Raw genomic sequence first — 18,652 nt, 5'->3', positions numbered from 1 at the left:
GACGACATCGATGTCTATGGAAGTCCGCCCCACGTTTCGGAGGCGCCGCCATGTCTCAGATTCTCCGTCTTCTCCGCCGCGTCGCCGGCGCCGCCACGGCCCTGACCGTGGCCTTCGTGATCGCGGGGGCGCCGAGCGCGCACGCCGCCGACACGGGCGCGCCGACGGTCCCGGCCGACTTCACCGGGTCGATCAACTGTGCCCTGGTGCTGACCCTGCACTGGACCGCCTCGACCGATGACGTCGGCGTCGTCGGCTACGACGTCTTCCGGTCGGTCGGCAACGAGCCGTTCGCCTTCGTCCGGACGACCCCGGCGACCTCGTTCTCGGAGTCGCTGCTCGGCGTCGTGAAGTACCAGGTCCGGGCCCGCGACGCGGCCGGCAACGTCTCCGGCTTCACCGCCGCGGCAAGCATCATCCCGCCGCCCTGCCCGTTCCCGACGGACCGGGAGGCGCCCACGACGCCGGGCCCGATCGGCGTGTCGGTCAACTGCGCCCTGATGGTGACGCTGAACTGGGGCGCCTCCACCGACAACGTGGCGGTCATCGGCTACGACGTGTACCGGTCCGTCAACAACGGGCCGTTCACGTCGGTCGCGACGACCCCGGCGACGACGTTCACGGAGGCGCTGCTCGGCGTCGTGAGATACGAGGTGCGGGCCCGGGACACCTCCGCCAACGTCTCCGCCTTCACCGCGGCCGTGTCCGCCGTGCCGCCGCCGTGCCCGGCGCCCGACACGCAGCCGCCCACGACGCCGGGGACGCCGAGCGCGTCGGGGACCACCCGCTCGTCCACCACGCTGGCGTGGGCCGCCTCGTCGGACAACGTTCACGTCAGCGGGTACGACATCTATCGCGCCTCAGGGGCCACGGGCGGCACCTTCGCGCCCGTCGGCACCGCCACGACCAACTCGTTCACGGACACCGGCCTGACCGCGGGGACCACCTACCGGTACCAGGTCCGGGCCCGCGACGCCGCCGGGAACGTCTCGGCGTTCTCGGCGGCGGTCACGGTCACCACGCGGCGGGTCCGGTGGTGACGGCCCGCGGGAGTTCCTACGGTCCGAGGTAGCAGGCCTTGACGACGTTGTAGAACGCGTCGCCGAACACGGCGTTGGTGCAGGCGGTCGCGCCGGCGACCGAGCGGTAGGCGAACGCGCCGTTGGCGCCGTAGGCGACGGTGTGGGTACCGCTGAAGCCGCACGTTCCGTTTTCGGCGGCGCACTGCGTATATCCGGCCGGGCCGCCGATCGGGGCGGTGTAGCAGGACTTCAGCGAGCCGTAGGCGGGGTCGGTGCCGAAGGCCGCGCTCGTGCACGGCACCGGGCCGGCGGGCGCGGTCTGGTACACCAGCGTCCCCGCCCCGTAGGCCACGACCGCCGGCGCGGTCAGCGTGCAGACGCCGTGCTCGCCGGTGCAGCGGGTGAACCCGGCCGGGACCGCTCCGGCCGGGAGGGCGGCGCGGGAGCTGACCGTCGTCGCGAACCGCGTGGTCCGGTTCGCCTCGGCGCGGAAGGTCGCGCCGCCGTCGGAGCTGTAGCCCTGGCCGCCGCCGGGGTACGGCGCCGAGTCGTTGTGCAGCATGCCGTAGCAGCCGGTGGTGTTGGCCGACTTCACGACGATGCCGTAGCGGGTGCCCGCGGTCACCGCGATGTTGGGATAGACGGTGGCGTCCCGCGGCGCCCACCCGATCGAGTACGCGGGCAGCGTGGTGCTGTACAGCGCGTTGCCCGTCGGCTGGAACGAGGCGTTCGCCTGGTAGATCGAGATCTGCAGCCCGGCGTCGGGGTAGCCCTGCTGGTAGGTGCTGTAGGAGGCGGAGGTGAGCGTGCCGCCGCGCGACGGGACGAACGTCTGGATGCGGGCGATGTTCCGGCCGATGTCGCACCAGGACTGGTACCCGCCGACCCCGCCCGACTGGTCCTGGTCCGGGGAGGCCTGCTGGGCGCCGGGCGACCCGGTGGCCAGGGCGAGGGAGAACGTGGCCTGGCAGGTGATCGGCGCGATCGCCCCGTTCGCGCCGAACTCCAGCGGCGCCCAGTACGAGTTCGCGAGGGCCTCGTTGGGGTCAGCGTTGTTCCACAGGTCGCTCGCGTACAGGTAGGCCGTGCCCGTCGTGGTCGGCAGCGCCGAGACGAACGCGGGCTGGCCGCCGCAGGAGCTGGTCGTGACCTTCGTGGCGGCCGACCAGGGGCCGAGCGGGTTCGTGGCCGTGCGGTAGGACGTGCCCGTGCCGGCGCAGTAGCCGCAGTTGGGGTCCGAGTAGGTGATGTAGTAGATCCCGTTGCGCTTGAACAGCGCGGGCGCCTCGGTGGCGGACTGGTGCAGGCGCGTGTAGCTGCCGGTGCCGGAGAGGTACGCCGCGTTGAGGCGCTCGACGACGATGTCGCCGGAGCTGCGCCAGTCGGTGTACGCCAGGTACGCCGCCCCGTCGTCGTCGACGAGCAGCGCGTGGTCGCCGTTGTTGACGCCGGCGACCGGCGCGTTGTTGTTCACTGCGAGCGTCGGCACGGCGACCTCGGTGAACGGGCCGATCGGCGAGGAGGCGGTGAAGACGCGATAGCCGACGCTGTTGTCGTAGACGTTCACCCACAGCACGTACTGGCCGGTGGCGGCGTTGCGGACCACGTGCGGCCGGAAGCAGCCGTAGGTGTCGCCGTTGCAACGGGTCTGCCAGGTCGCGGTCGTCGGGTCGAAGAGGTAGCCGCGGTCCGTCCAGTGCACGAGATCGGTGGAGGTGTACACCTTGAAGCCGCAGAACGGGGTGCCGGCCTGCCGCCAGCGGTACCCGCAGTCGTAGCTGGTGCCGTAGAGGTGGTACAGGCCGTCGAAGAGCGCGATGTGCCCGTCGTGGGCGTCGACCGCGTTGCCGCGCGTGTCCAGCCGGGCGACCTGATGGCCGCCGGAGTCGAAGTTGGTCACCGTCGCCTGGTAGGCCGCGCCGGCCCGGCCGGGCGCGGCGACGGTGGCGAGGACGGCGGCCGCGAGGACGACGAGGGCGGCCAGGAATCGGTTCATGGGTTCTCCACTCTGGCGGGAGTGAAACGTTTTAATCGGCTTCCCTATGACGCAGGTTAAGAACCCTACGAATCAATGGCAATAGATGAGTTTTGTAAAATTTGCGAGCCCGGGGCCGTGGAGAGCGACCTGGCGCAGTACCGCGGCCAGTTCAACCTGCCCGCCTGCACCACCGCGAACGGATGCTTCGTCAACGTGAACCAGAACGGCTCCCCGGCCAAGGCCGACCTGCCGGCCGCGAACCCGGTCTGGTGGAAGGAGGTCTCCACCGATCTGGACATGGTGTCGGCGATCTGCCCGCTGTGTCACATCCTGCTGGTCGAGACGAACGACAACCTCGACGCCAACATGTACGCCGCCGAGGACTACGCCACCGCGCACGCCAAGTTCGTCTCCAACAGCTGGACCGACCCCGAGGACCCGGGTGACGCCGCCTGGGACGCGCACTTCGACCGGCCCGGCGTGGTGATCACCGTCAGCACCGGCGACATGGGCGCCGGGCCGCGGTACCCGGCCACCAACCCGCACGTCGTCGCGGTCGGCGGGACGTCGCTGACGAGGTCGGGCCCCGGCTTCACCGAGTCCGCCTGGGGCGGCGCCGGGTCCGGGTGCTCCGCGTTCGAACCGAAGCCGGCCTGGCAGCCGACGGTCGCCGGCTGCACCGGGCGGGCCGAGGCCGACGTGTCGGCGGTCGCCGAACCCGAGCACGGTGTCGCCGTGTACGACGGCGGCTGGCTGGCGACCCCGATCGGCGGGACCAGCGTCGCCGCGCCGATCATCGCGGCCACCTTCGCCCTGGCCACGCCGCCGCGCGCGGCCGACTACCCGGCCTCCTACCTGTACGGCCACACCGCGTACCTCAACGACGTCAAGTCGGGCAGCAACGGCGGCTGCGGCGCGCCGATCTGCGCGGCCGGGACGGGCTGGGACGGGCCGACCGGCCTCGGCACCCCGAACACGGTGGGGGCCTTCGCCTGGTACAGCCCGGTCCAGTCCAGCGCGCCGGACCAGGCCGGGCTGGTGGGCACCCCCGTCAGTCTCAACCTGGCCGCATACGCGTCCGGCGGTGTCCCGCCGTACCACTGGTTCCCCAGCCTCTTCTACACGCTGCCGCCGGGGCTGACCCTGAACAACAGCACCGGCGTGGTCTCGGGGACGCCGAGCGGCGCCGGGTCGTACACCTTCTGCTTCGAGGTCCTCGACGCCTCGGCCCACGGCAACTGGTTCGACGACTGTCTGCAGTGGACGCTCACCGACCCGACCGTGATCGTGCCCGGCATCGTCGGGGCCGGGCTGCAGGGCGCGCAGAACGCGCTGGGTGCGGTCGGGCTGAAGCTGGGCAACGAGACCGACAAGGACACCACCAACTGCGACCTGGCCGAGACCATCGGCTCACAGAGCCCGGGCGCGGGCAGCGCGGTGCCGAAGGGATCGTCGGTGAGCTTCACGATGTGGAAGCTCAAGTCCGGCTCGCACTGCCAATAGGTGTCACGAGACGGATGGCGCGGACCGTGGTGGTCCGCGCCATCGGCGATGTCGGGGTCAGGGACGGGTGGTCAGTGCACACTGTGCCGGCGGCCCCAGAAGCCGGCGACGGCCCAGACACCGACCGCGGCCAGCACGACCTGGATGACGATCTCCAGCCAGTCGATGCCGGACGTGTTGGCCACGCCCACGGCGCGGGCGATCGCCGTGCCGATGAGCGCGGCGACGATACCGATGACGATGGTGAGCCAGATCGGAATGTTCTGCCTACCGGGCACGACCAGGCGCCCCAACGCGCCGATGATCGCGCCGACGATCAGGGCGGAGATGATGCCGCCGACGGTCATGTCACGCCTCCATAGTTCCGGGGTTGCCCTTGTCGGGGCGTATGCCCCCTCCGGGGCGGGGTCAAACCGGGGTGGCCCGGCCGATCAGTGACCGAGCGACCGGCTGAAGTGGGTCACCGGTCGCTCCAGCCGTTCGCCGTCTACGGTCAGGTCCACCGCCTCGTTGTAGAACGCCAGGTGGCCCTGGACCGGGCCGACGGCGGGCAGCGGCTCCGCGTACGACCAGACGATGTTCGGCGGGGCGTCGCCCGGCTCCCGCAGCGACATGTACCCGGCCGTGCCCTTGTACGGGCAGCCGGTGCGCAGGTCCGTCGGCTCGAACAGCTCGAGGCGCACGTCGGCGCGCGGGATGTAGTACCGCGTCGGCAGCCCGGTCTCGAAGACCAGCACGGGCGTGCGGGTGTCCGCGACCGTCACGCCGCCGATCTCGACGGTCACGTGGCGGCTGCTCGGGATCGCGTCGACGCGTTTGTGCGGGTCGCGGGGGTGGACGAAGATCTCCTCCTCCTCCTCGTACCAGTGCTCGGCCGCGGTCCACGGGAGCGCGATGTATCGGGCGCCGCCCGGGCCGGTGCCGTCGCCGATGACGAGGTCGAAGCGCTCCCCGGCCGCGCGCAGCAGGTCGGTGCGCACGTCGGCCTCCGGGAAGGCGTACCGCGGCACCGGCGTCGGCGAGTCCCAGACCAGGATCGCCCGGCGCGAGTCGACGATCGTGAGGTCGCCGCGGCGGCCGCGGACCCAGCGCTCACTCGGCTCCCAGCGCGGCGCGACGGTCATGGTTCCAGGCTAGACCGAGGAGGCGCTCCACGTCGGCGGCGAAGCGATCCAGGCCGCGGGCGCCGAGCACCGGACCCAGGCGCGCCTGCATCTCCTCGCGGATGACGGCCGAGCCGGCGGCCACCACGCGCTCGCCCTCCGGGGTCAGCTCGAGCAGCGACGAGCGCCGGTCGGCCGGGTTGTCGATGCGGCGCACCCACCCGCCGCGCTCGAGGCGATCGGCCGACTTGCTCGCCCCGCCCACGCTGATGCCCACCCCGTCGGCGATGTCCTGCACCCGGCAGCCCGGGGTCGCGGCGACGACCCGCAGCGGCAGCAGCGCGATGAGCAGCAGGTCCAGCTCCTCGCGCAGCCGGGCGTCGACCACGGCGAACAGCTCGACCTGCAGCCGCACGATCCGTTCGAACAGCTCGGCGAGATCAGTCATGTTGCTTCCTGGGAATATACATCCTGGGAATCATGTTTCGACCGTACATGACTGTTGTGCACGAGCTCATCGAGGACCAGCGCCGCTTCTTCGCCGAGGTCATGGGGGCCCGGCCCATCGCCCCCGACGTACGGCTCCGCGAGACGGACCTGGGTCTCGAGGTGACGATCACCGGCACCCGGCCGCGCGGCACCGTCCTGTGGGTGCACGGCGGCGCCTTCGTCGCGGGCTCCGCGCGCACCGCCGTCGCGCCCGCGGTGCACGTCGCCCGGGCCGCGGGCGCGCGCCTGCTGTCCATCGACTACCGCCTGGCCCCGGAGCACCCGCACCCGGCCGCGCTCGACGACGCCCTGGCCGCGTACTGGGCCGTGCTCGCGGCGGTGCCCGCGCACGAGCTGGCCGTCGCCGGCGAGTCGGCGGGCGGCACCCTCACGCTCGCGCTGCTGCTCGCCGCCCGGGACGCGGGCCTGCCGCTCCCGCGCGCGGCCGTGGTCCTCTCCCCCGCCAGCGACCTGACGATGGCGGGGGCGAGCCACCGCACCAAGTCGGGCGTGGACCCGGTGGTGCGGGCCGACCTGCTGCGGGCGAGCTTCGAGGCGTACCGGGCCGGCGCCGACGCCGCGGACCCGCGCATCAGCCCGCTGCACGCCGACCTGGCCGGGCTGCCGCCGACGCTGATCCAGTGCGGCTCGCACGAGGTGCTGCTCGACGACTCGACGCGCCTGGCCGCCCGCCTCGCCGCGGCCGACGTCGCCGTCACCCTGGAGGTCGCGCCGGGCATGCCGCACGTCTTCCAGGCCCGCGGGCCGGAGCTGCCGGAGGCGGGCGCCGCCCTGCGCAGCATCGGCCGCTTCCTCCGCGAACACCTCGATGCGGCACCGTAAGGTCAACGGGCATGAGCGTTGAGATCGAGGTCGTACGCGAGGTCACCGACGAGGTCGTCGCGGCGTTCGGACGGCTGCTCCCGCAGCTCTCGCGGTCCGCGACGGCCCTCGACGCCGCGGCGTTGCGCGCCGTGGCCGGGGCGGCCGGCAACCACGTGCTGCTCGCGCGGGTCGGGGGCGGGATCGTCGGGACCCTCACGCTCGTGGTGTTCGCCATCCCGACCGGCACCCGCGCGTGGATCGAGGACGTCGTCGTCGACGAGGCGGCGCGCGGGCACGGCGCCGGGGCGGCCCTCACCCAGGCCGCCGTGCGCATCGCGCGGGAGCACGGGGCGCGCACGGTCGACCTGACCTCGCGGCCGTCGCGGGAGGCCGCGAACCGCCTCTACGAGCGGCTCGGGTTCGAGCAGCGGGAATCGAAGCTGTACCGGCTCGGCTAACGCACCTCGAATGTCGTCGTGAGCTCGGCGGTCGAGGTGCCGCCGGCCCAGACGTCGAACGTCGTGGCGTCGAGGACCCAGTCCCGGACGGCGGCGTGCCAGTACCGCCGCTGCTGCGGCCCGACCGTGAACGTCACGCGGCGCGTCTCGCCCGGGGCCAGGACGACGCGCGTGAAGCCCTTCAGCTCCCGGACCGGGCGCGAGGCGCGGCCGTGGCGCTGGTGGAGGTACAGCTGGACGACCTCCGGGGCCTCGCGCCCGCCGGTGTTGGTGACGTCGACCGACACGGTGACCTCGTCGTCCACCCCGGCCGAGCCCGCCGACACCGACAGGTTCGCGTACTCGAAGGTGCTGTAGGTCAGCCCGTGGCCGAACGGGAACAGCGGCGTGCTCTCCTCGTCCCAGTAGCGGCGGTACTGGTTCTGCGGCTCGTGCGAGCGCGTGTGCCCGTAGAACATCGGGATCTGCCCGGCCGTCCGGGGCCAGGTGAACGGCAGCTTCCCGCCCGGCGCGGCCGCGCCGAAGAGCAGGTCGGCGACCGCGTTGCCGCCCTGGCTGCCGGGGTACCAGATGTCCAGGATCGCCGGCACGTGCCCGGCCGCCCAGCGCAGGTCGAGCGGGCGGCCGTTCATCACCAGCAGGACGGTCGGCGTGCCGGTGGCCGCGACCGCCTGCAGCAGCTCCAGCTGCGCCCCGGGCAGCTCCAGCGAGGAGCGCGACGCCGACTCGCCGATCATGTTCTGGTACTCCCCCAGCACCACGACCGCGACGTCGGACGCGGCCGCGAGGTCCACCGCCGAGGCGAGCTCCAGGGCGGGGTCGAAGCCGTCGGGGTCGGCCGGGCGGTTGCCGCCGAACATGTCGAACATCGACGGGAAGACGCGCTGCGTCACCGGGATGCCCTGGGCGTACTCGACGCGGACCCCGTCGCCGGCCGCGCGCCGGATGCCGTCGAGGACCGTCACGGTCTCGTCGAGGTCGAAGTCGAAGACCCACGGGCCGATCGTGTCGCGCCGGGAGTCCGCGAGCGGCCCGAGCACGGCGATGGAGCCGAGCGCCGCGGCGTCCAGCGGCAGGACGTCGCCCTCGTTCCGCAGCAGTACCGCACTGCGCCGGGCGGCCTCCCGCGCGACCTCGCGGTGCTGCGGGTCGGCGAGGATCTCCCGGGCCCGGTCCTCGTCCACGTACGGCTCGTCGAGCACCCCGAGCCGCAGCTTCGCGGCCAGGATGCGCCGCACGCTCGCGTCGATCGCGTCCGCCGCCTCCGGTACCTCCGGCAGATGGTCGTAGGCGGGCTCCGACACGGCCATCTCCAGGTCGACGCCGGCCAGGACGCCCCGGGCCGCCGCGTCCGCCGGGTCGGCCGCGAAGCCGTGCGTCTCCAGGCTCTTGACGGCGTTGGCGTCGCTGACCACGAACCCGGTGAAGCCCCACGTGTCGCGCAGCACCTTGGTCAGCAGCCAGTGGCTGCCGGAGGCCGGGACGCCGTTGAGGTCCATGTAGGCGGTCATGATGTTGCCGGCCCCGGCCTCGACGGCGGCGCGGAACGGCGGGAGGTAGGTGTTCCAGAGCTCGTACTCGGAGATGTTCGCCTCGTCGTAGTCGCGGCCGCCCAGGGACGCGCCGTACCCGGCGAAGTGCTTCGGGCCCGCGATGATGCCGCCGCTCTGGAAGCCCCGCACCTGCGCCGCGGCGACGGCGGCGCCGAGGAAGGGGTCCTCGCCGGCGCCCTCGATGATGCGGCCCCAGCGCGGGTCGCGGGCGATGTCCACCATCGGGGCGAACGTCCAGTGGATGCCGACGGCGCGCGCCTCGCGGGCCGCGACCGCCTGGCCGCGCTCGATCGTCTCCGGGTCCCAGGAGGCGGCCATCGCGATCGGCACCGGGAAGATGGTCCGCAGCCCGTGGATGACGTCGAAGCCGAACAGCACCGGGATGCCGTGTGGGTTGCCCTCGATGGCGAGCCGCTGCAGCCGGTTGGTCTCGGCCGGGTCGGTCACGAAGAGCAGCGAGCCCACCCGGCCGCGGCCGAGCGCCGCCTCGACCGCCCGCGGCTGCTGCTCGGCGTCGACGCCGAGCGCGGGGTCCGCCTCGCCGGGGAGCTTGAAGTAGAAGTACTGGGTCAGCTGTCCGGCCTTCTCCGCCGGCGACAGCTCCGCCAGCATTGCCTCGATCCGCTCGTCGGTCATCCGGCCTACCTCACCTTCTTGATCGGCAGTACGACCAATGCGCCGACCAGCGACGCGACCCCGGCGCTGTACAGCAGCAGGGTGTAATTCTGGTTGCTCACGCTGCCCACCGCCAGCAGCGCCGCGCCGATGACGGGCGCCACGGTCTGCGGCAGCGCGTTGGCGATGTTGAACACGCCGAGGTCCTTGCCCGAGTCGTCCGGGTTGGGCAGCACGTCGACCACGAGCGCCAGGTCGACGCCGACGTAGATGCCGGACGCGACGCCCATCACCGCCTCCACGCAGTAGAACTGCCCGACCGTCGAGACGTGCGCGAGCGCCACGGTGCCGACACCGAACAGCAGCGTGGAGCCGGCGACGAGCATCTTGCGCCGCCCGGTTCGGTCGGAGAGCCGGCCGGCGACCCAGCCGCAGGCGATCAGGGCGATGGTGTACACCAGCACGCCGACGGTCACCGCGGCCGGCGCCGCGTCCGGGTCCAGCCCGATCCGGTCCTGCAGGAAGAACAGCCGGAACGTGGTGAACATGTACGTGGCCAGGGTGATGAGGAACCGCGACGCCCACGCCAGCGCGAAGTCCCGGTGGACGACCGGGTTCACCCAGAACGTCGCGAGCCACTCCCGGACCAGCATCGGCGGCGGGCGTTCCGGCAGCCGCTGGTCGGGCAGGATGACGGCGAAGAGCACCATGGCGCCGATCGCCAGCAGCGCCGGCGCCACGAACATGACCACGACCTGGTGCTGGAACCGCTGCGTGACGTACGTGCCGCCGAGGATGCCGACGTTCTGCGCGATGCCGAGCAGGGCCGAGACCGAACCGCGCTGGAACCGCGGCACCTGGTCGGCGATGGTGGCGATGAACGGGGCCAGGGTCGCGTTGGCGCCGAGCTGGGCCAGGCACCACCCCACCGTGACGACCGCGACCGACTGGCCGAGCGCCATGATGAGCAGCGCGATGGTCATGACGACGGTACCGGCGACGATCCAGGGCCTTCGGCGGCCGAGCCGCGACGTGGTGCGGTCGGAGAGCCGGCCGAAGAGGACGTTGCCGACGACGGCGAACAGCGCCCCGAACCCGGCGACCGTTCCCAGCGCGGAGGTCTTCTGCTCGTCCGGCACGATCTGCTGCACCTTGACGCCGATGCCGACGATCGCCGGGCCCAGCAGCGCCACGTAGAAGACGAACTGGGCCACGATCAGCCAGATGACGTACCGGCGGCTGACCGGGGTCGTCGGCTCCGCGAACCAATGGTGCTCGCGCACAACCACGCGCGTTCCTACCCGCCCGGCCGCGCGCTATGCCCCGAGGATGAACAGCGCTCCGGCGACGACCAGGCCCCCCTCGACCAGCACGACGAATACACGGTCGCTGATCCGCCCGACGATCTTCCGGCCGACCCACGCCCCGGCCAGCGTCGCCGGGGTCAGCGCGGCCCCGAAGAACAGGACCCGGCTCGTGAGGAGGTCCCCGGCCCCGTAGGCCGCGACCTTCGACAGGTGCAGCGTGACCGCCCCGGCCGCCTCGGTGCCGACGTACGCCGCGCGGGTCAGCCCGTAGGCGAGGAAGAACGGCGCGGTCAGCGGCCCGACCGAGCCCAGCAGCGCCGACCCGAGCCCGGACGCGGCCCCGACGGCGGAGAACGCCCGGTCCGGCGGCTTGCGCGGCGTCCGGCTCCACCGCCGCCAGGCCACGACGCCGATCAGGAACACGCCGAGCCCGCGCTTGAGCACGCCCAGCGGCGCGTGGGCGAGCAGCAGCCCGCCGGCCACCGCGAACGGGACCGCGCCGGCGGCGAACCAGCCGATCAGCGGCCAGCGCAGCTCGCGCCGGTTGAGCCACATCCGCGCGACGTTGCTGGAGATCTGGGTCAGCGTGAGGATCGGCACCGCGACCCGGAAGCCGAACAGCGCGGTGAACACCGGCAGGAGCAGCACTCCCCCGCCGAAGCCGGCCACCGCCGACAACACGGCCAGCAGGAACGCGGCCACCGACGCGATGGCCACGGTACCGATGTCTCCGCTCAGCATCCCGCCAGCCTGCCATGGCCCGTCACCCCAGCAGGGTCTGGCCGATCCACCCGCCTTCGGCGCAGCCGGGCGGGACGGCGAAGACCGCGGAGCCGATCGGCGTTATCCACTCGTCGAGCAGGTCGGCCTCGGCGAGGTTGCGCTGGATCGGCAGGAACTGCCGTGCAATGTCACGCTGGAACGAGGCGAAGATCAAACCCGCCTCGGCGGTACCGTCGGCAGCCGGCGGCTCGTCGTAGTTGTACGGCCGGCGGAAGATGCGCTGCCGGTCGTCGAGCACGTGCGCGCGGGCGGCGTGCGCGAACTCCGGGATGACCGGGAACCCGATCGCGTCCCTCGCCCGCAGGTCGAGCGGGTCGTGCTCGCGCCGCCCGGTGAGCGGGGCGCCGTCGGCGAGGCGGCGGCCGACGGCGAACTCCTTGCCGGCGGTGTCGGCCGCGTCCCACGTCTCGAGCTCGGCCCGGATGCGGCGCAGCACGAGCGTCGTGCCGCCGGCCCGCGGCCGGCACCGGCGGTGTCGGCCGCGTCCCACGTCTCGAGCTCGGCCCGGATGCGGCGCAGCACGAGCGTCGTGCCGCCGGCCCGCAGCCAGTCCGGGCCCCTCGTCCGTCCACACCGCGCCGGCGAACACGCCGGTGCCGGGGGGCGGGTTGGCCGTACCGTCGACCTGGCCGAGCACGTTGCGCTGGGTCACCCCGTCGTCCTGCACGCCGCGACCGCGCCGGAAGCCGCGCTGCACCCAGCGCACGGTCGCGAACGCCCGGGCGTCCTTGACGAGCATCCGCTGCGCGTGGGACACGGTGACGGGGTCGTCGGCGCAGATCTGCAGCAGCAGGTCCCCTCCGCACCACCGCGGCTCGAGCCGGTCGATGCCGAACGCGGGCAGCGGCCGCAGCGACTCGGGGCGCCGCGCCGCGAGCCCCGCGGCGTCGAACAGGTCCGGCCCGAAGCCGAAGGTGACGGTGAGCCGGGCGGGCACGGCGGCCAGCTCGGGCTGGCCGTCGGCGAGCGGCGGGGCGCCCCGGGCGAGCCGGGCGGCATCGTCGGTGAGCAGCCGCAGGACCCGCCCGAGCGCGGCCCGGTCGGTGCCGGGCCTGAGATCGAGGGCGACGAACGCGGCGTGCGCCTGGGCGGGCGTCTCGATGCCGGCCTGGTGCACACCGTGGAACGGGACGACCTGCGCGCCGAAGTCCACAGTGGACTCACCGGGCCGGCCCGCGGCCACGGCGGCCGTGGCCCCGGCCCCGGCCAGCGCCAGGGCGCCGCCGGTCAGCAGGGCGCGCCGCCCGACTCGACCCGGCACGTCAGCCCCGGCCCGGCTGGTAGGACTCGTTGCCGCCGGCGAAGTCCTTGCCCAGCGCGGTGAACCGCACCGTCCCGCCGTCCTTCAGGGTGAGCGTGAAGGTGACCTGGTCGCCGGGCCTCACCGGGGTCTTCACGTCCATGAGCATCAGGTGGTCGCCGCCGGGCTCGAACTCGTGGCGGCCGTGGGCCGGAATGGCGAACCCGCCCTCCTTGGGCTTCATCGCCATCTTCCCGTCGACGATCGTCGTCTCGTGCAGCTCCATCGCCGGCGACGCGCTCGACGTGGCCGACACCACCACGACCTCCTTGCCGGTGGTGTTCACCAGCGTGCCGTACGCGGCCGACATCCCCGAGTCGGCCGTCTTCACCCACGGGTCCTGCATCACCAGCGAGGGTCCGGCCGGGACGGCCTCGCCGCAGCCGGCGAGCGTCAGCAGCAGAGCTGCACCGAAAATGCGCAGCGGCAACGACATCGGGACATCCTTTGTACCAAGTGGACAGTCACCGGGATAGTCGCCGCGGCATGGCCTAAAGTTCCCGGCGTGCGTCGCATCACTCGCGTTCTCCTCGCCGCGGCCCTGCTCCTGCTGCTCGCCCCGGCCGCCCCGGCGTTCGCGCACTCCCGGCTCGTGGCCAGCGATCCCGCCGACGGCGCCGCCGTGCGCGCACCGCTGAGCGCCGTCGCCCTGACCTTCAGCGACGGCGTCAAGCAGCAGTTCAGCACCGTCGTGGTCACGGGCCCGGACGGCGCGTCCTATGTGGACGGATCCGCGCGCGTGGCGGACCGGACCCTCACCCAGCCGCTGCGGCCGTTGCCGAACGGTGCGGTGAGGGTCACCTGGCGCACGGTCTCCGCCGACGGTCATCCGATCGAGGGGCAGTTCTCCTTCACCGTCTCCGGATCGGCGGTGACGGCGACGGAGTCGGCCGTCGCCGCGGCGACCCACGACTCCTGGACGGTGCCCGGGACGGTCGTCGTCGCCGCCGCCGCCGCCGTCGTCGTCGTGCTGGCGCTCGCCGCCTCGATCCTGGTCATCAGGGGTGCTCGGCGGCGCGTTTGAGGAAGGCGTTGTACCGCGCGTGGTCGTCCTCCTCGCCCGTCGCCTCGGCGCGGTCGGCGGCGCGGTCGAGGCGGCGCTGCTCCCGTTCGTCGGCCCGGATCCAGCGCACAACGAGCAGCCGGTCAGCGCGGGCGGTACGAGAGCCGCACAGGCCAGCAGGGCGACCACCGCGGCGCCGGTCCGGGTCAGCACGAGCCGCGCGGCGACCGCCACGGCCCCGGCGAGCACCGCCTGGGCGAGCGCGGACTGGCCCTGCGCCACCGACCAGGCGAGGCTGCGCACCCCGGCGAACGTCACCTCCGGCACCGGCCGCCCGAGCAGGTCCGACAGCGTCAGCGGCAGCAGCGTGAGGCAGGCCAGCGCCCAGCCGCCGGCCCACCACGCCGCCCGGCGCAGCATCCGGTAGGCGGCCGCGCCGAGCAGCGTCCCGTCGCCGGGGAGCAGGAAGGCCGCCGTCACCGCGAACCCGGCGCAGGCCACGGCGCACGCCTCGGCCGCCGCGCGGGTGAGCGGCAGGCCCCAGGCGGTGAACGCGCCGGGATCGGGCAGCCCGGCGATGGTCCGGCCGGTGACGCCGCCGCCCCAGCGCAGCGCCACGACGAGGGTCACGACGCCGGCGAGCGCGGCGAGTCCTCTGGCCCGGTTCATCACTGTGTTTGGTCGGTGGAACCGGCGCCGAAGTTCCCGGGATGATTCTGTTCGGCGCGGCGGTGGGTCAGCGCACGCCCACGACGGCCGCATCGAGGCCGCCGCGCGTGGTGGTCAGCGCACGGCCACCACGGCCGCGTCGGGACGGCCGGGCGTGGTGGTCAGCGCACGGCCACCACGGCCGCGTCGGGACGGCCGGGCGTGGTGGTCAGCGCACGGCCACCACGGCCGCGTCGGGACGGCCGGGCGTGGTGGTCAGCGCACGCCCACGACGGCCGCGTCGGGGCCGCCGCGCCACAGGACGCCGGCCTCCGCGTAGCCGGCGGACCGCAGCGCCTCCAGGTGCCACGCGACCGGCGGCGTGTACTCCGAGGCGTGCCCGCTCGGGTAGATCTCGTGCCGCCGCGCGACAAGCGGCCCCAGCTCCGGCACCGTGGCCACGTGCGCCCACCACTGCGACCACGACAGCGCGGCCCCGGCGGCGTACCGGGCGTTGCGCGTCGCCTCCTCGGTCGCGAGCAGGTTCTTGGTCAGCGTCGGCAGCCCCTCGTCGGGCATGTGGTCGGCGTTGACGAACACGCCACCGGGGCGGAGCAGGTCGCGGATCTCGGCGTACAGCCCCTCGATGCGCTCGCCGGGCAGCCAGTGCAGGGCCGTAGCGGTGAGCACCGCGTCGAACTCGCCGGCCGGCAGCGCGGCCGCCCATTCGGGCCGGGACAGGTCGGCGGCGACGATCGCGGCCCGCCCGGCCAGGCTGCCCTCGGCGATGGCCAGCAGCGCCGGGTCGAGGTCGAGCACCGTCGCGTCGACGGCCGCGAACCGGCGCAGGGCCCGCAGCGTGATCGACCCGGTGCCCCCGGCGAGGTCGAGCAGGCGCACCGGCCCGCCGTCGGCGGCGGTGGCGGCGACGGCATCGAGCATCGCGGCGAAGCGATGTTCGCGGTCGGGCATATACCCTTCCTGCTGGCGGTCCCAGCCCTCCTGCAGCGCGGCGGCGTCCACAAACGACAGTGTCACGACGGGCTCCCTCGACGGCTACATTGCAACACTCTCGTACTTGCCAGGCCTCCAGATTCTCGAAGCGCATCCGGGGCCGGTGCGGGGACGAACCCGGCGAGCACGAAGTCCATCGGGTCGACGGTGCTTTTGCAATAGTGTCGGGTCATGGAGAGGCGGCGGCACCGCGGCGGGTCAGCGCGGGTCGGGCTGGCGAACGCTCCGGGCGTGGATCAGGTTCGCCGACAGCAGCAGCTCGCGGTCGGCCAGCACCGTGGCGGTCGCGGCGTCGGCGAGGATCCTGTGGTTCTCGCCGAAGACCACGCAGCGGTCGGCCAGCGACGGCAGGGACTCCAGGTCGTGGGTGGCCAGGACGATTGTCTTGCCCGCGGCGCGCAGCTGCTCCAGCAGCTCGATCAGCCAGAACTGGGTGCGCGGGTCCAGGGCCGCGGTCGGCTCGTCGAACAGCAGCACCTCCGGGTTCATCACCAGCACCGAGGCGATCGCGACGCGCTTCTTCTGCCCGCCCGACAGCTGGAACGGCGCCCGGTCGGCCAGCTCGGCGATGTCCAGCATCTCCAGGACGTCGTCGACGCGCTGCGCGGCGACCGCCCGGTCCAGGCCCAGCTGCAGGCAGCCGAAGGCGATCTCCTCGCGTACCGACGGGGAGAACACCTGCGCGTCGGAGTTCTGGAAGACGAACCCGACCCGGGCGCGGAAGCCGTGGTTGAACTGCTCGTCCTCGAGCTTGTCCTCGGTGACCTCCTCGCCGAACGCGGTGAACGTCCCCCGCTCGGCGAACAGCAGCCCGTCGAGGAGCTTGAGGAGGGTGGACTTGCCGCAGCCGTTCGCGCCGAGCAGCGCGACCGTCTCGCCCCCGTTGACCTGCAGGCTGACCCCGTCGAGGGCCGGGAAGCGCTCCAGGTAACGGTAGTGCAGGCCGGTGCACTCGAAGACGACGCTCATCGGCCCACCCGGTGGTCGGCGACCAGCAGCGCGACGGCCAGGGCGACCACCGCGACGCTCCACACGGCGTCGGCCGGGCGCAGCCGGAAGCCGGTGAGGGTCCGGGCGTTGCCGGTGTAACCGCGGGCGGTCATCGCCTGGTGTACCTCCTCGGAGAGCTGGTGCGCCTTGCCGAACAGGGTGCCGGCGCCGGCCGCGACGAACCGGCGACCCTCGGCGACCTGCCGCTTCCCAGTGTCGCCGACGAGGGTGCGGGCCTTGCGCGCGGTGTACATGTCGTCGACCGCGTCGAGCAGGAGGAACAGGTACCGGTACGCCATCCCGATGATGAGCACGAAGATCTTCGGCACGCCGAGCGCCCGCAGCGCCGCGAGCAGGCGCACCCAGGGCGTGGTCAGGGTGAGCAGGACGACGAGGGAGATCGAGGTCGCCACGCGCGCGACGATGATCCCGGCGCCGTGCAGCCCCTGCTCCGTGACGCCGTGCGTGTGACCGTGCCAGTGCCACAGCGGCAGCAGTACGTCTCCGGGCGTGACGATCGACAGCGTCGCCGGGAGCACCACGATGCCGGTGAAGATCGGGATGAACAGCCAGACGCGCTTGATGAAGAAGCCGAGCGACAGCCCGGAGGCCACGGCCAGCGCGACGGTGGCCGCGTACGCGCCGGCCAGCAGCGGCAGCGAGTGCACCAGCGCCACCGCGACGAGCAGCCCGACCATCGTGACGAGCTTGACCCGCGGGTCGAGCCGCTGCAGCAGGCCCTTGGCCGCGGCGATGTCGTCGGAGAACATCGCCTGCCGCAGCACGCCCGAGGCGCCCTCGAGGGTCTTGGCCACGAAGCTGCCCTTGCGCCGCTTGCCGATGCAGCCGCACGGGCACAGCCCGACCTCGGGCTGCAGCAGCCAGGCCGGCGCCGATGCCGGGGCGCTCACGAGCGGACCGGCGGCGCGTCCAGGTCGGCCGCCTCCCGCTCGCCGCCGCGCCGCCGCCCGATCAGCCAGGTGATGCCGAAGACCAGGCCGGCGACGACCACGACGCCGATCAGGGCGCTGAGGATGTACTGCCACCAGCTCCCGCCCCCGTAGTCCGGCAGCAGCGTGCGGCCCCAGAAGCCGGTGTACTTCGCGAGGCCCTCGGGCACGGCGCTCAGCCCGTACTTGCCCAGGTCGAGGTCCCCGGGCGCATCCTCGCCGAAGGCCCCGCCCGGGGCGAGCAGGCCGAGCGGGCTGATGACGGCCATGATCCCGAGCGTGGCCAGGGCCGCGCGCAGCGGGCTCACGGGTCTGCGCTGCACCTCGGCCTCGGTGAGCGGCACCTCGGGCGCGTTGATCCGCAGCAGCGGCACGTTGGCCCGCTGCAGGTACGCCACGACGCCGCCGGTCAGCACGCCCTCCACGACGCCGGCGATGATCAGGTGGGCGAGCATCATCGCGGGGATCGTCTGCGACAGGTGGAACGGGGCGTAGAGCGGGGTCCCGTCGGCCTTGTGGAACAGGTCGGGCTGAATGCCGAACTCGATCGCGGCCGCCAGCGCGGACATGTTCAGCCCGGCGTACGCCCCGGCCGCGCCCGCCCAGATCCGCCGGCGCGAGGTCAGCGCGGCGTTGCGGGTCAGCAGGCGGTACACCCCGTAGGCCACGAACGGCAGGACCACCGCCATGTTGAAGGCGTTGGCGGGGAAGGCGAGGATGCCGCCGTCGCCGAAGAACAGGGCCTGGATGAGCAGGGCGATGGACACGGCTATGCAGGCCGCCCACGGCCCCAGCAGGATCGCGATCAGGCCGCCGCCGACCGCGTGGGCGGTGGTGCCGTCGGGGATCGGGATGTTGAACATCATGACCACGAACGAGAACGCCGCCCCGAGCGCCACGAGCGGCACGTACCGGCTCTTGACGACCTTCTTCACCTGGCGGGCCGACTGCCACCACAGCGGCAGCATCGCCACGCCGAAGACGGCGCTCGTCTGCGGACTGAGGTACCCGTCCGGAATGTGCATGATGTCCCTCCCCCACCCCCGCGCCGCCCGCACGACGCTTGTTGGCAGTCTCCTGCTATCGCAAGTTGTTGGCAAGAACGCCAGGC

At 73.1% G+C, this 18,652-nt stretch carries 19 protein-coding genes; 6 read left to right on the top strand and 13 right to left on the bottom strand.

Features of this window, described 5'->3' with window-relative positions; all coding sequences use genetic code 11:
• The first annotated feature begins 50 nt into the window (after positions 1-50).
• On the top strand, positions 51-1,040 hold the full coding sequence (locus tag ACPPVO_RS26920) for a fibronectin type III domain-containing protein (protein WP_426513928.1): 990 nt from the start codon (positions 51-53) through the stop codon (positions 1,038-1,040).
• Between the two features lie 16 nt (positions 1,041-1,056).
• Here the strand turns inward: ACPPVO_RS26920 and ACPPVO_RS26915 are convergent, their stop codons facing one another.
• A complete protein-coding gene (locus tag ACPPVO_RS26915) occupies positions 1,057-3,018 on the bottom strand; it encodes a family 43 glycosylhydrolase (protein WP_426513927.1) in 1,962 nt (653 codons plus the stop codon).
• A 117-nt stretch (positions 3,019-3,135) separates the two neighbouring features.
• Here ACPPVO_RS26915 and ACPPVO_RS26910 point away from each other — a divergent pair, with 117 nt between their 5' ends.
• The gene (locus ACPPVO_RS26910) at positions 3,136-4,503 is read left to right on the top strand and encodes a putative Ig domain-containing protein (protein ID WP_426513926.1); all 1,368 of its coding nucleotides are present in this window, start codon (positions 3,136-3,138) and stop codon (positions 4,501-4,503) included.
• A 71-nt stretch (positions 4,504-4,574) separates the two neighbouring features.
• Here ACPPVO_RS26910 and ACPPVO_RS26905 read toward each other — a convergent pair whose 3' ends face one another.
• The 3 genes from ACPPVO_RS26905 to ACPPVO_RS26895 form a co-directional block, all read right to left on the bottom strand.
• Entirely contained in the window at positions 4,575-4,850 is a 276-nt protein-coding gene (locus tag ACPPVO_RS26905) for a GlsB/YeaQ/YmgE family stress response membrane protein (RefSeq protein WP_426513925.1), read from the bottom strand.
• An 84-nt stretch (positions 4,851-4,934) separates the two neighbouring features.
• On the bottom strand, positions 4,935-5,627 hold the full coding sequence (locus tag ACPPVO_RS26900) for a DUF427 domain-containing protein (protein WP_426513924.1): 693 nt from the start codon (positions 5,625-5,627) through the stop codon (positions 4,935-4,937).
• Entirely contained in the window at positions 5,596-6,054 is a 459-nt protein-coding gene (locus ACPPVO_RS26895; RefSeq protein ID WP_426513923.1) for a MarR family winged helix-turn-helix transcriptional regulator, read from the bottom strand. The genes ACPPVO_RS26900 and ACPPVO_RS26895 overlap by 32 nt, the downstream gene beginning before the upstream one ends.
• 47 nt (positions 6,055-6,101) lie before the next feature.
• On the opposite strand from ACPPVO_RS26895, the gene ACPPVO_RS26890 reads away from it, so the two are divergent.
• Positions 6,102-6,938: an alpha/beta hydrolase fold domain-containing protein gene (locus ACPPVO_RS26890; RefSeq protein WP_426513922.1), complete on the top strand. Its 837-nt coding sequence runs from the start codon at positions 6,102-6,104 to the stop codon at positions 6,936-6,938.
• An 11-nt stretch (positions 6,939-6,949) separates the two neighbouring features.
• Entirely contained in the window at positions 6,950-7,378 is a 429-nt protein-coding gene (locus ACPPVO_RS26885) for a GNAT family N-acetyltransferase (protein WP_426513921.1), read from the top strand.
• Here ACPPVO_RS26885 and ACPPVO_RS26880 read toward each other — a convergent pair.
• The 5 genes from ACPPVO_RS26880 to ACPPVO_RS26860 are packed head-to-tail and all read right to left on the bottom strand — an operon-like array spanning position 7,375 to position 13,372.
• On the bottom strand, positions 7,375-9,567 hold the full coding sequence (locus tag ACPPVO_RS26880; protein WP_426513920.1) for a glycoside hydrolase family 3 N-terminal domain-containing protein: 2,193 nt from the start codon (positions 9,565-9,567) through the stop codon (positions 7,375-7,377). The two genes, ACPPVO_RS26885 and ACPPVO_RS26880, sit on opposite strands and share 4 nt — an antisense overlap.
• A 5-nt stretch (positions 9,568-9,572) precedes the next feature.
• Positions 9,573-10,835 (bottom strand): MFS transporter, encoded by a 1,263-nt coding sequence (locus ACPPVO_RS26875; RefSeq protein ID WP_426513919.1) that lies wholly within the window; start codon positions 10,833-10,835, stop codon positions 9,573-9,575.
• Between the two features lie 27 nt (positions 10,836-10,862).
• On the bottom strand, positions 10,863-11,594 hold the full coding sequence (locus ACPPVO_RS26870) for a sulfite exporter TauE/SafE family protein (RefSeq protein ID WP_426513918.1): 732 nt from the start codon (positions 11,592-11,594) through the stop codon (positions 10,863-10,865).
• Positions 11,595-11,616: 22 nt separating this feature from the next.
• Positions 11,617-12,897, bottom strand: coding sequence for a Dyp-type peroxidase (locus ACPPVO_RS26865; RefSeq protein ID WP_426513917.1), 1,281 nt, complete (start codon positions 12,895-12,897; stop codon positions 11,617-11,619).
• A gap of 1 nt (position 12,898) precedes the next feature.
• Positions 12,899-13,372 (bottom strand): copper chaperone PCu(A)C, encoded by a 474-nt coding sequence (locus ACPPVO_RS26860; protein WP_426513916.1) that lies wholly within the window; start codon positions 13,370-13,372, stop codon positions 12,899-12,901.
• Between the two features lie 69 nt (positions 13,373-13,441).
• Between ACPPVO_RS26860 and ACPPVO_RS26855 the strand changes: the two genes are divergently transcribed.
• A complete protein-coding gene (locus ACPPVO_RS26855) occupies positions 13,442-13,960 on the top strand; it encodes a copper resistance CopC family protein (RefSeq protein ID WP_426513915.1) in 519 nt (172 codons plus the stop codon).
• A 19-nt stretch (positions 13,961-13,979) separates the two neighbouring features.
• The gene (locus ACPPVO_RS26850; protein ID WP_426513914.1) at positions 13,980-14,366 is read left to right on the top strand and encodes a hypothetical protein; all 387 of its coding nucleotides are present in this window, start codon (positions 13,980-13,982) and stop codon (positions 14,364-14,366) included.
• 497 nt (positions 14,367-14,863) lie between these two features.
• Here the strand turns inward: ACPPVO_RS26850 and ACPPVO_RS26845 are convergent, their stop codons facing one another.
• The 4 genes from ACPPVO_RS26845 to cbiM form a co-directional block, all read right to left on the bottom strand.
• Positions 14,864-15,625 carry a class I SAM-dependent methyltransferase gene (locus ACPPVO_RS26845; RefSeq protein ID WP_426513913.1) on the bottom strand — a complete coding sequence of 254 codons (762 nt, stop codon included), beginning with the start codon at positions 15,623-15,625 and terminating at the stop codon, positions 14,864-14,866.
• A gap of 174 nt (positions 15,626-15,799) precedes the next feature.
• Positions 15,800-16,570, bottom strand: coding sequence for an energy-coupling factor ABC transporter ATP-binding protein (locus ACPPVO_RS26840; RefSeq protein ID WP_426513912.1), 771 nt, complete (start codon positions 16,568-16,570; stop codon positions 15,800-15,802).
• Complete coding sequence (gene cbiQ, locus ACPPVO_RS26835; RefSeq protein WP_426513911.1) at positions 16,567-17,502, bottom strand: cobalt ECF transporter T component CbiQ; 936 nt, start codon at positions 17,500-17,502, stop codon at positions 16,567-16,569. Before cbiQ ends, ACPPVO_RS26840 begins: the two co-directional genes overlap by 4 nt.
• Positions 17,499-18,566: a cobalt transporter CbiM gene (gene cbiM / locus ACPPVO_RS26830; protein WP_426513910.1), complete on the bottom strand. Its 1,068-nt coding sequence runs from the start codon at positions 18,564-18,566 to the stop codon at positions 17,499-17,501. The genes cbiQ and cbiM overlap by 4 nt, the downstream gene beginning before the upstream one ends.
• Between the last annotated feature and the right edge of the window lie 86 nt (positions 18,567-18,652).

The organism is Dactylosporangium sp. McL0621 (assembly GCF_049995355.1).
Classification (GTDB): Bacteria; Actinomycetota; Actinomycetes; order Mycobacteriales; family Micromonosporaceae; genus Dactylosporangium.
Note: the sequence above shows the minus strand (reverse complement) of the source record. Positions and strands in the feature narration are given on the sequence as shown.

What these genes read in the sequence shown, in the direction of transcription:
- ACPPVO_RS26870 (WP_426513918.1), bottom strand. Translation starts at nt 11,594, where the DNA reads ATGCTGAGCGGAGACATCGGTACCGTGGCCATCGCGTCGGTGGCCGCG.
- ACPPVO_RS26860 (WP_426513916.1), bottom strand. Translation starts at nt 13,372, where the DNA reads ATGTCGTTGCCGCTGCGCATTTTCGGTGCAGCTCTGCTGCTGACGCTC.
- ACPPVO_RS26885 (WP_426513921.1), top strand. Translation starts at nt 6,950, where the DNA reads ATGAGCGTTGAGATCGAGGTCGTACGCGAGGTCACCGACGAGGTCGTC.
- ACPPVO_RS26920 (WP_426513928.1), top strand. Translation starts at nt 51, where the DNA reads ATGTCTCAGATTCTCCGTCTTCTCCGCCGCGTCGCCGGCGCCGCCACG.
- ACPPVO_RS26890 (WP_426513922.1), top strand. Translation starts at nt 6,102, where the DNA reads ATGACTGTTGTGCACGAGCTCATCGAGGACCAGCGCCGCTTCTTCGCC.
- ACPPVO_RS26880 (WP_426513920.1), bottom strand. Translation starts at nt 9,567, where the DNA reads ATGACCGACGAGCGGATCGAGGCAATGCTGGCGGAGCTGTCGCCGGCG.
- ACPPVO_RS26895 (WP_426513923.1), bottom strand. Translation starts at nt 6,054, where the DNA reads ATGACTGATCTCGCCGAGCTGTTCGAACGGATCGTGCGGCTGCAGGTC.
- ACPPVO_RS26900 (WP_426513924.1), bottom strand. Translation starts at nt 5,627, where the DNA reads ATGACCGTCGCGCCGCGCTGGGAGCCGAGTGAGCGCTGGGTCCGCGGC.
- ACPPVO_RS26905 (WP_426513925.1), bottom strand. Translation starts at nt 4,850, where the DNA reads ATGACCGTCGGCGGCATCATCTCCGCCCTGATCGTCGGCGCGATCATC.
- ACPPVO_RS26915 (WP_426513927.1), bottom strand. Translation starts at nt 3,018, where the DNA reads ATGAACCGATTCCTGGCCGCCCTCGTCGTCCTCGCGGCCGCCGTCCTC.
- ACPPVO_RS26840 (WP_426513912.1), bottom strand. Translation starts at nt 16,570, where the DNA reads ATGAGCGTCGTCTTCGAGTGCACCGGCCTGCACTACCGTTACCTGGAG.
- cbiM (WP_426513910.1), bottom strand. Translation starts at nt 18,566, where the DNA reads ATGCACATTCCGGACGGGTACCTCAGTCCGCAGACGAGCGCCGTCTTC.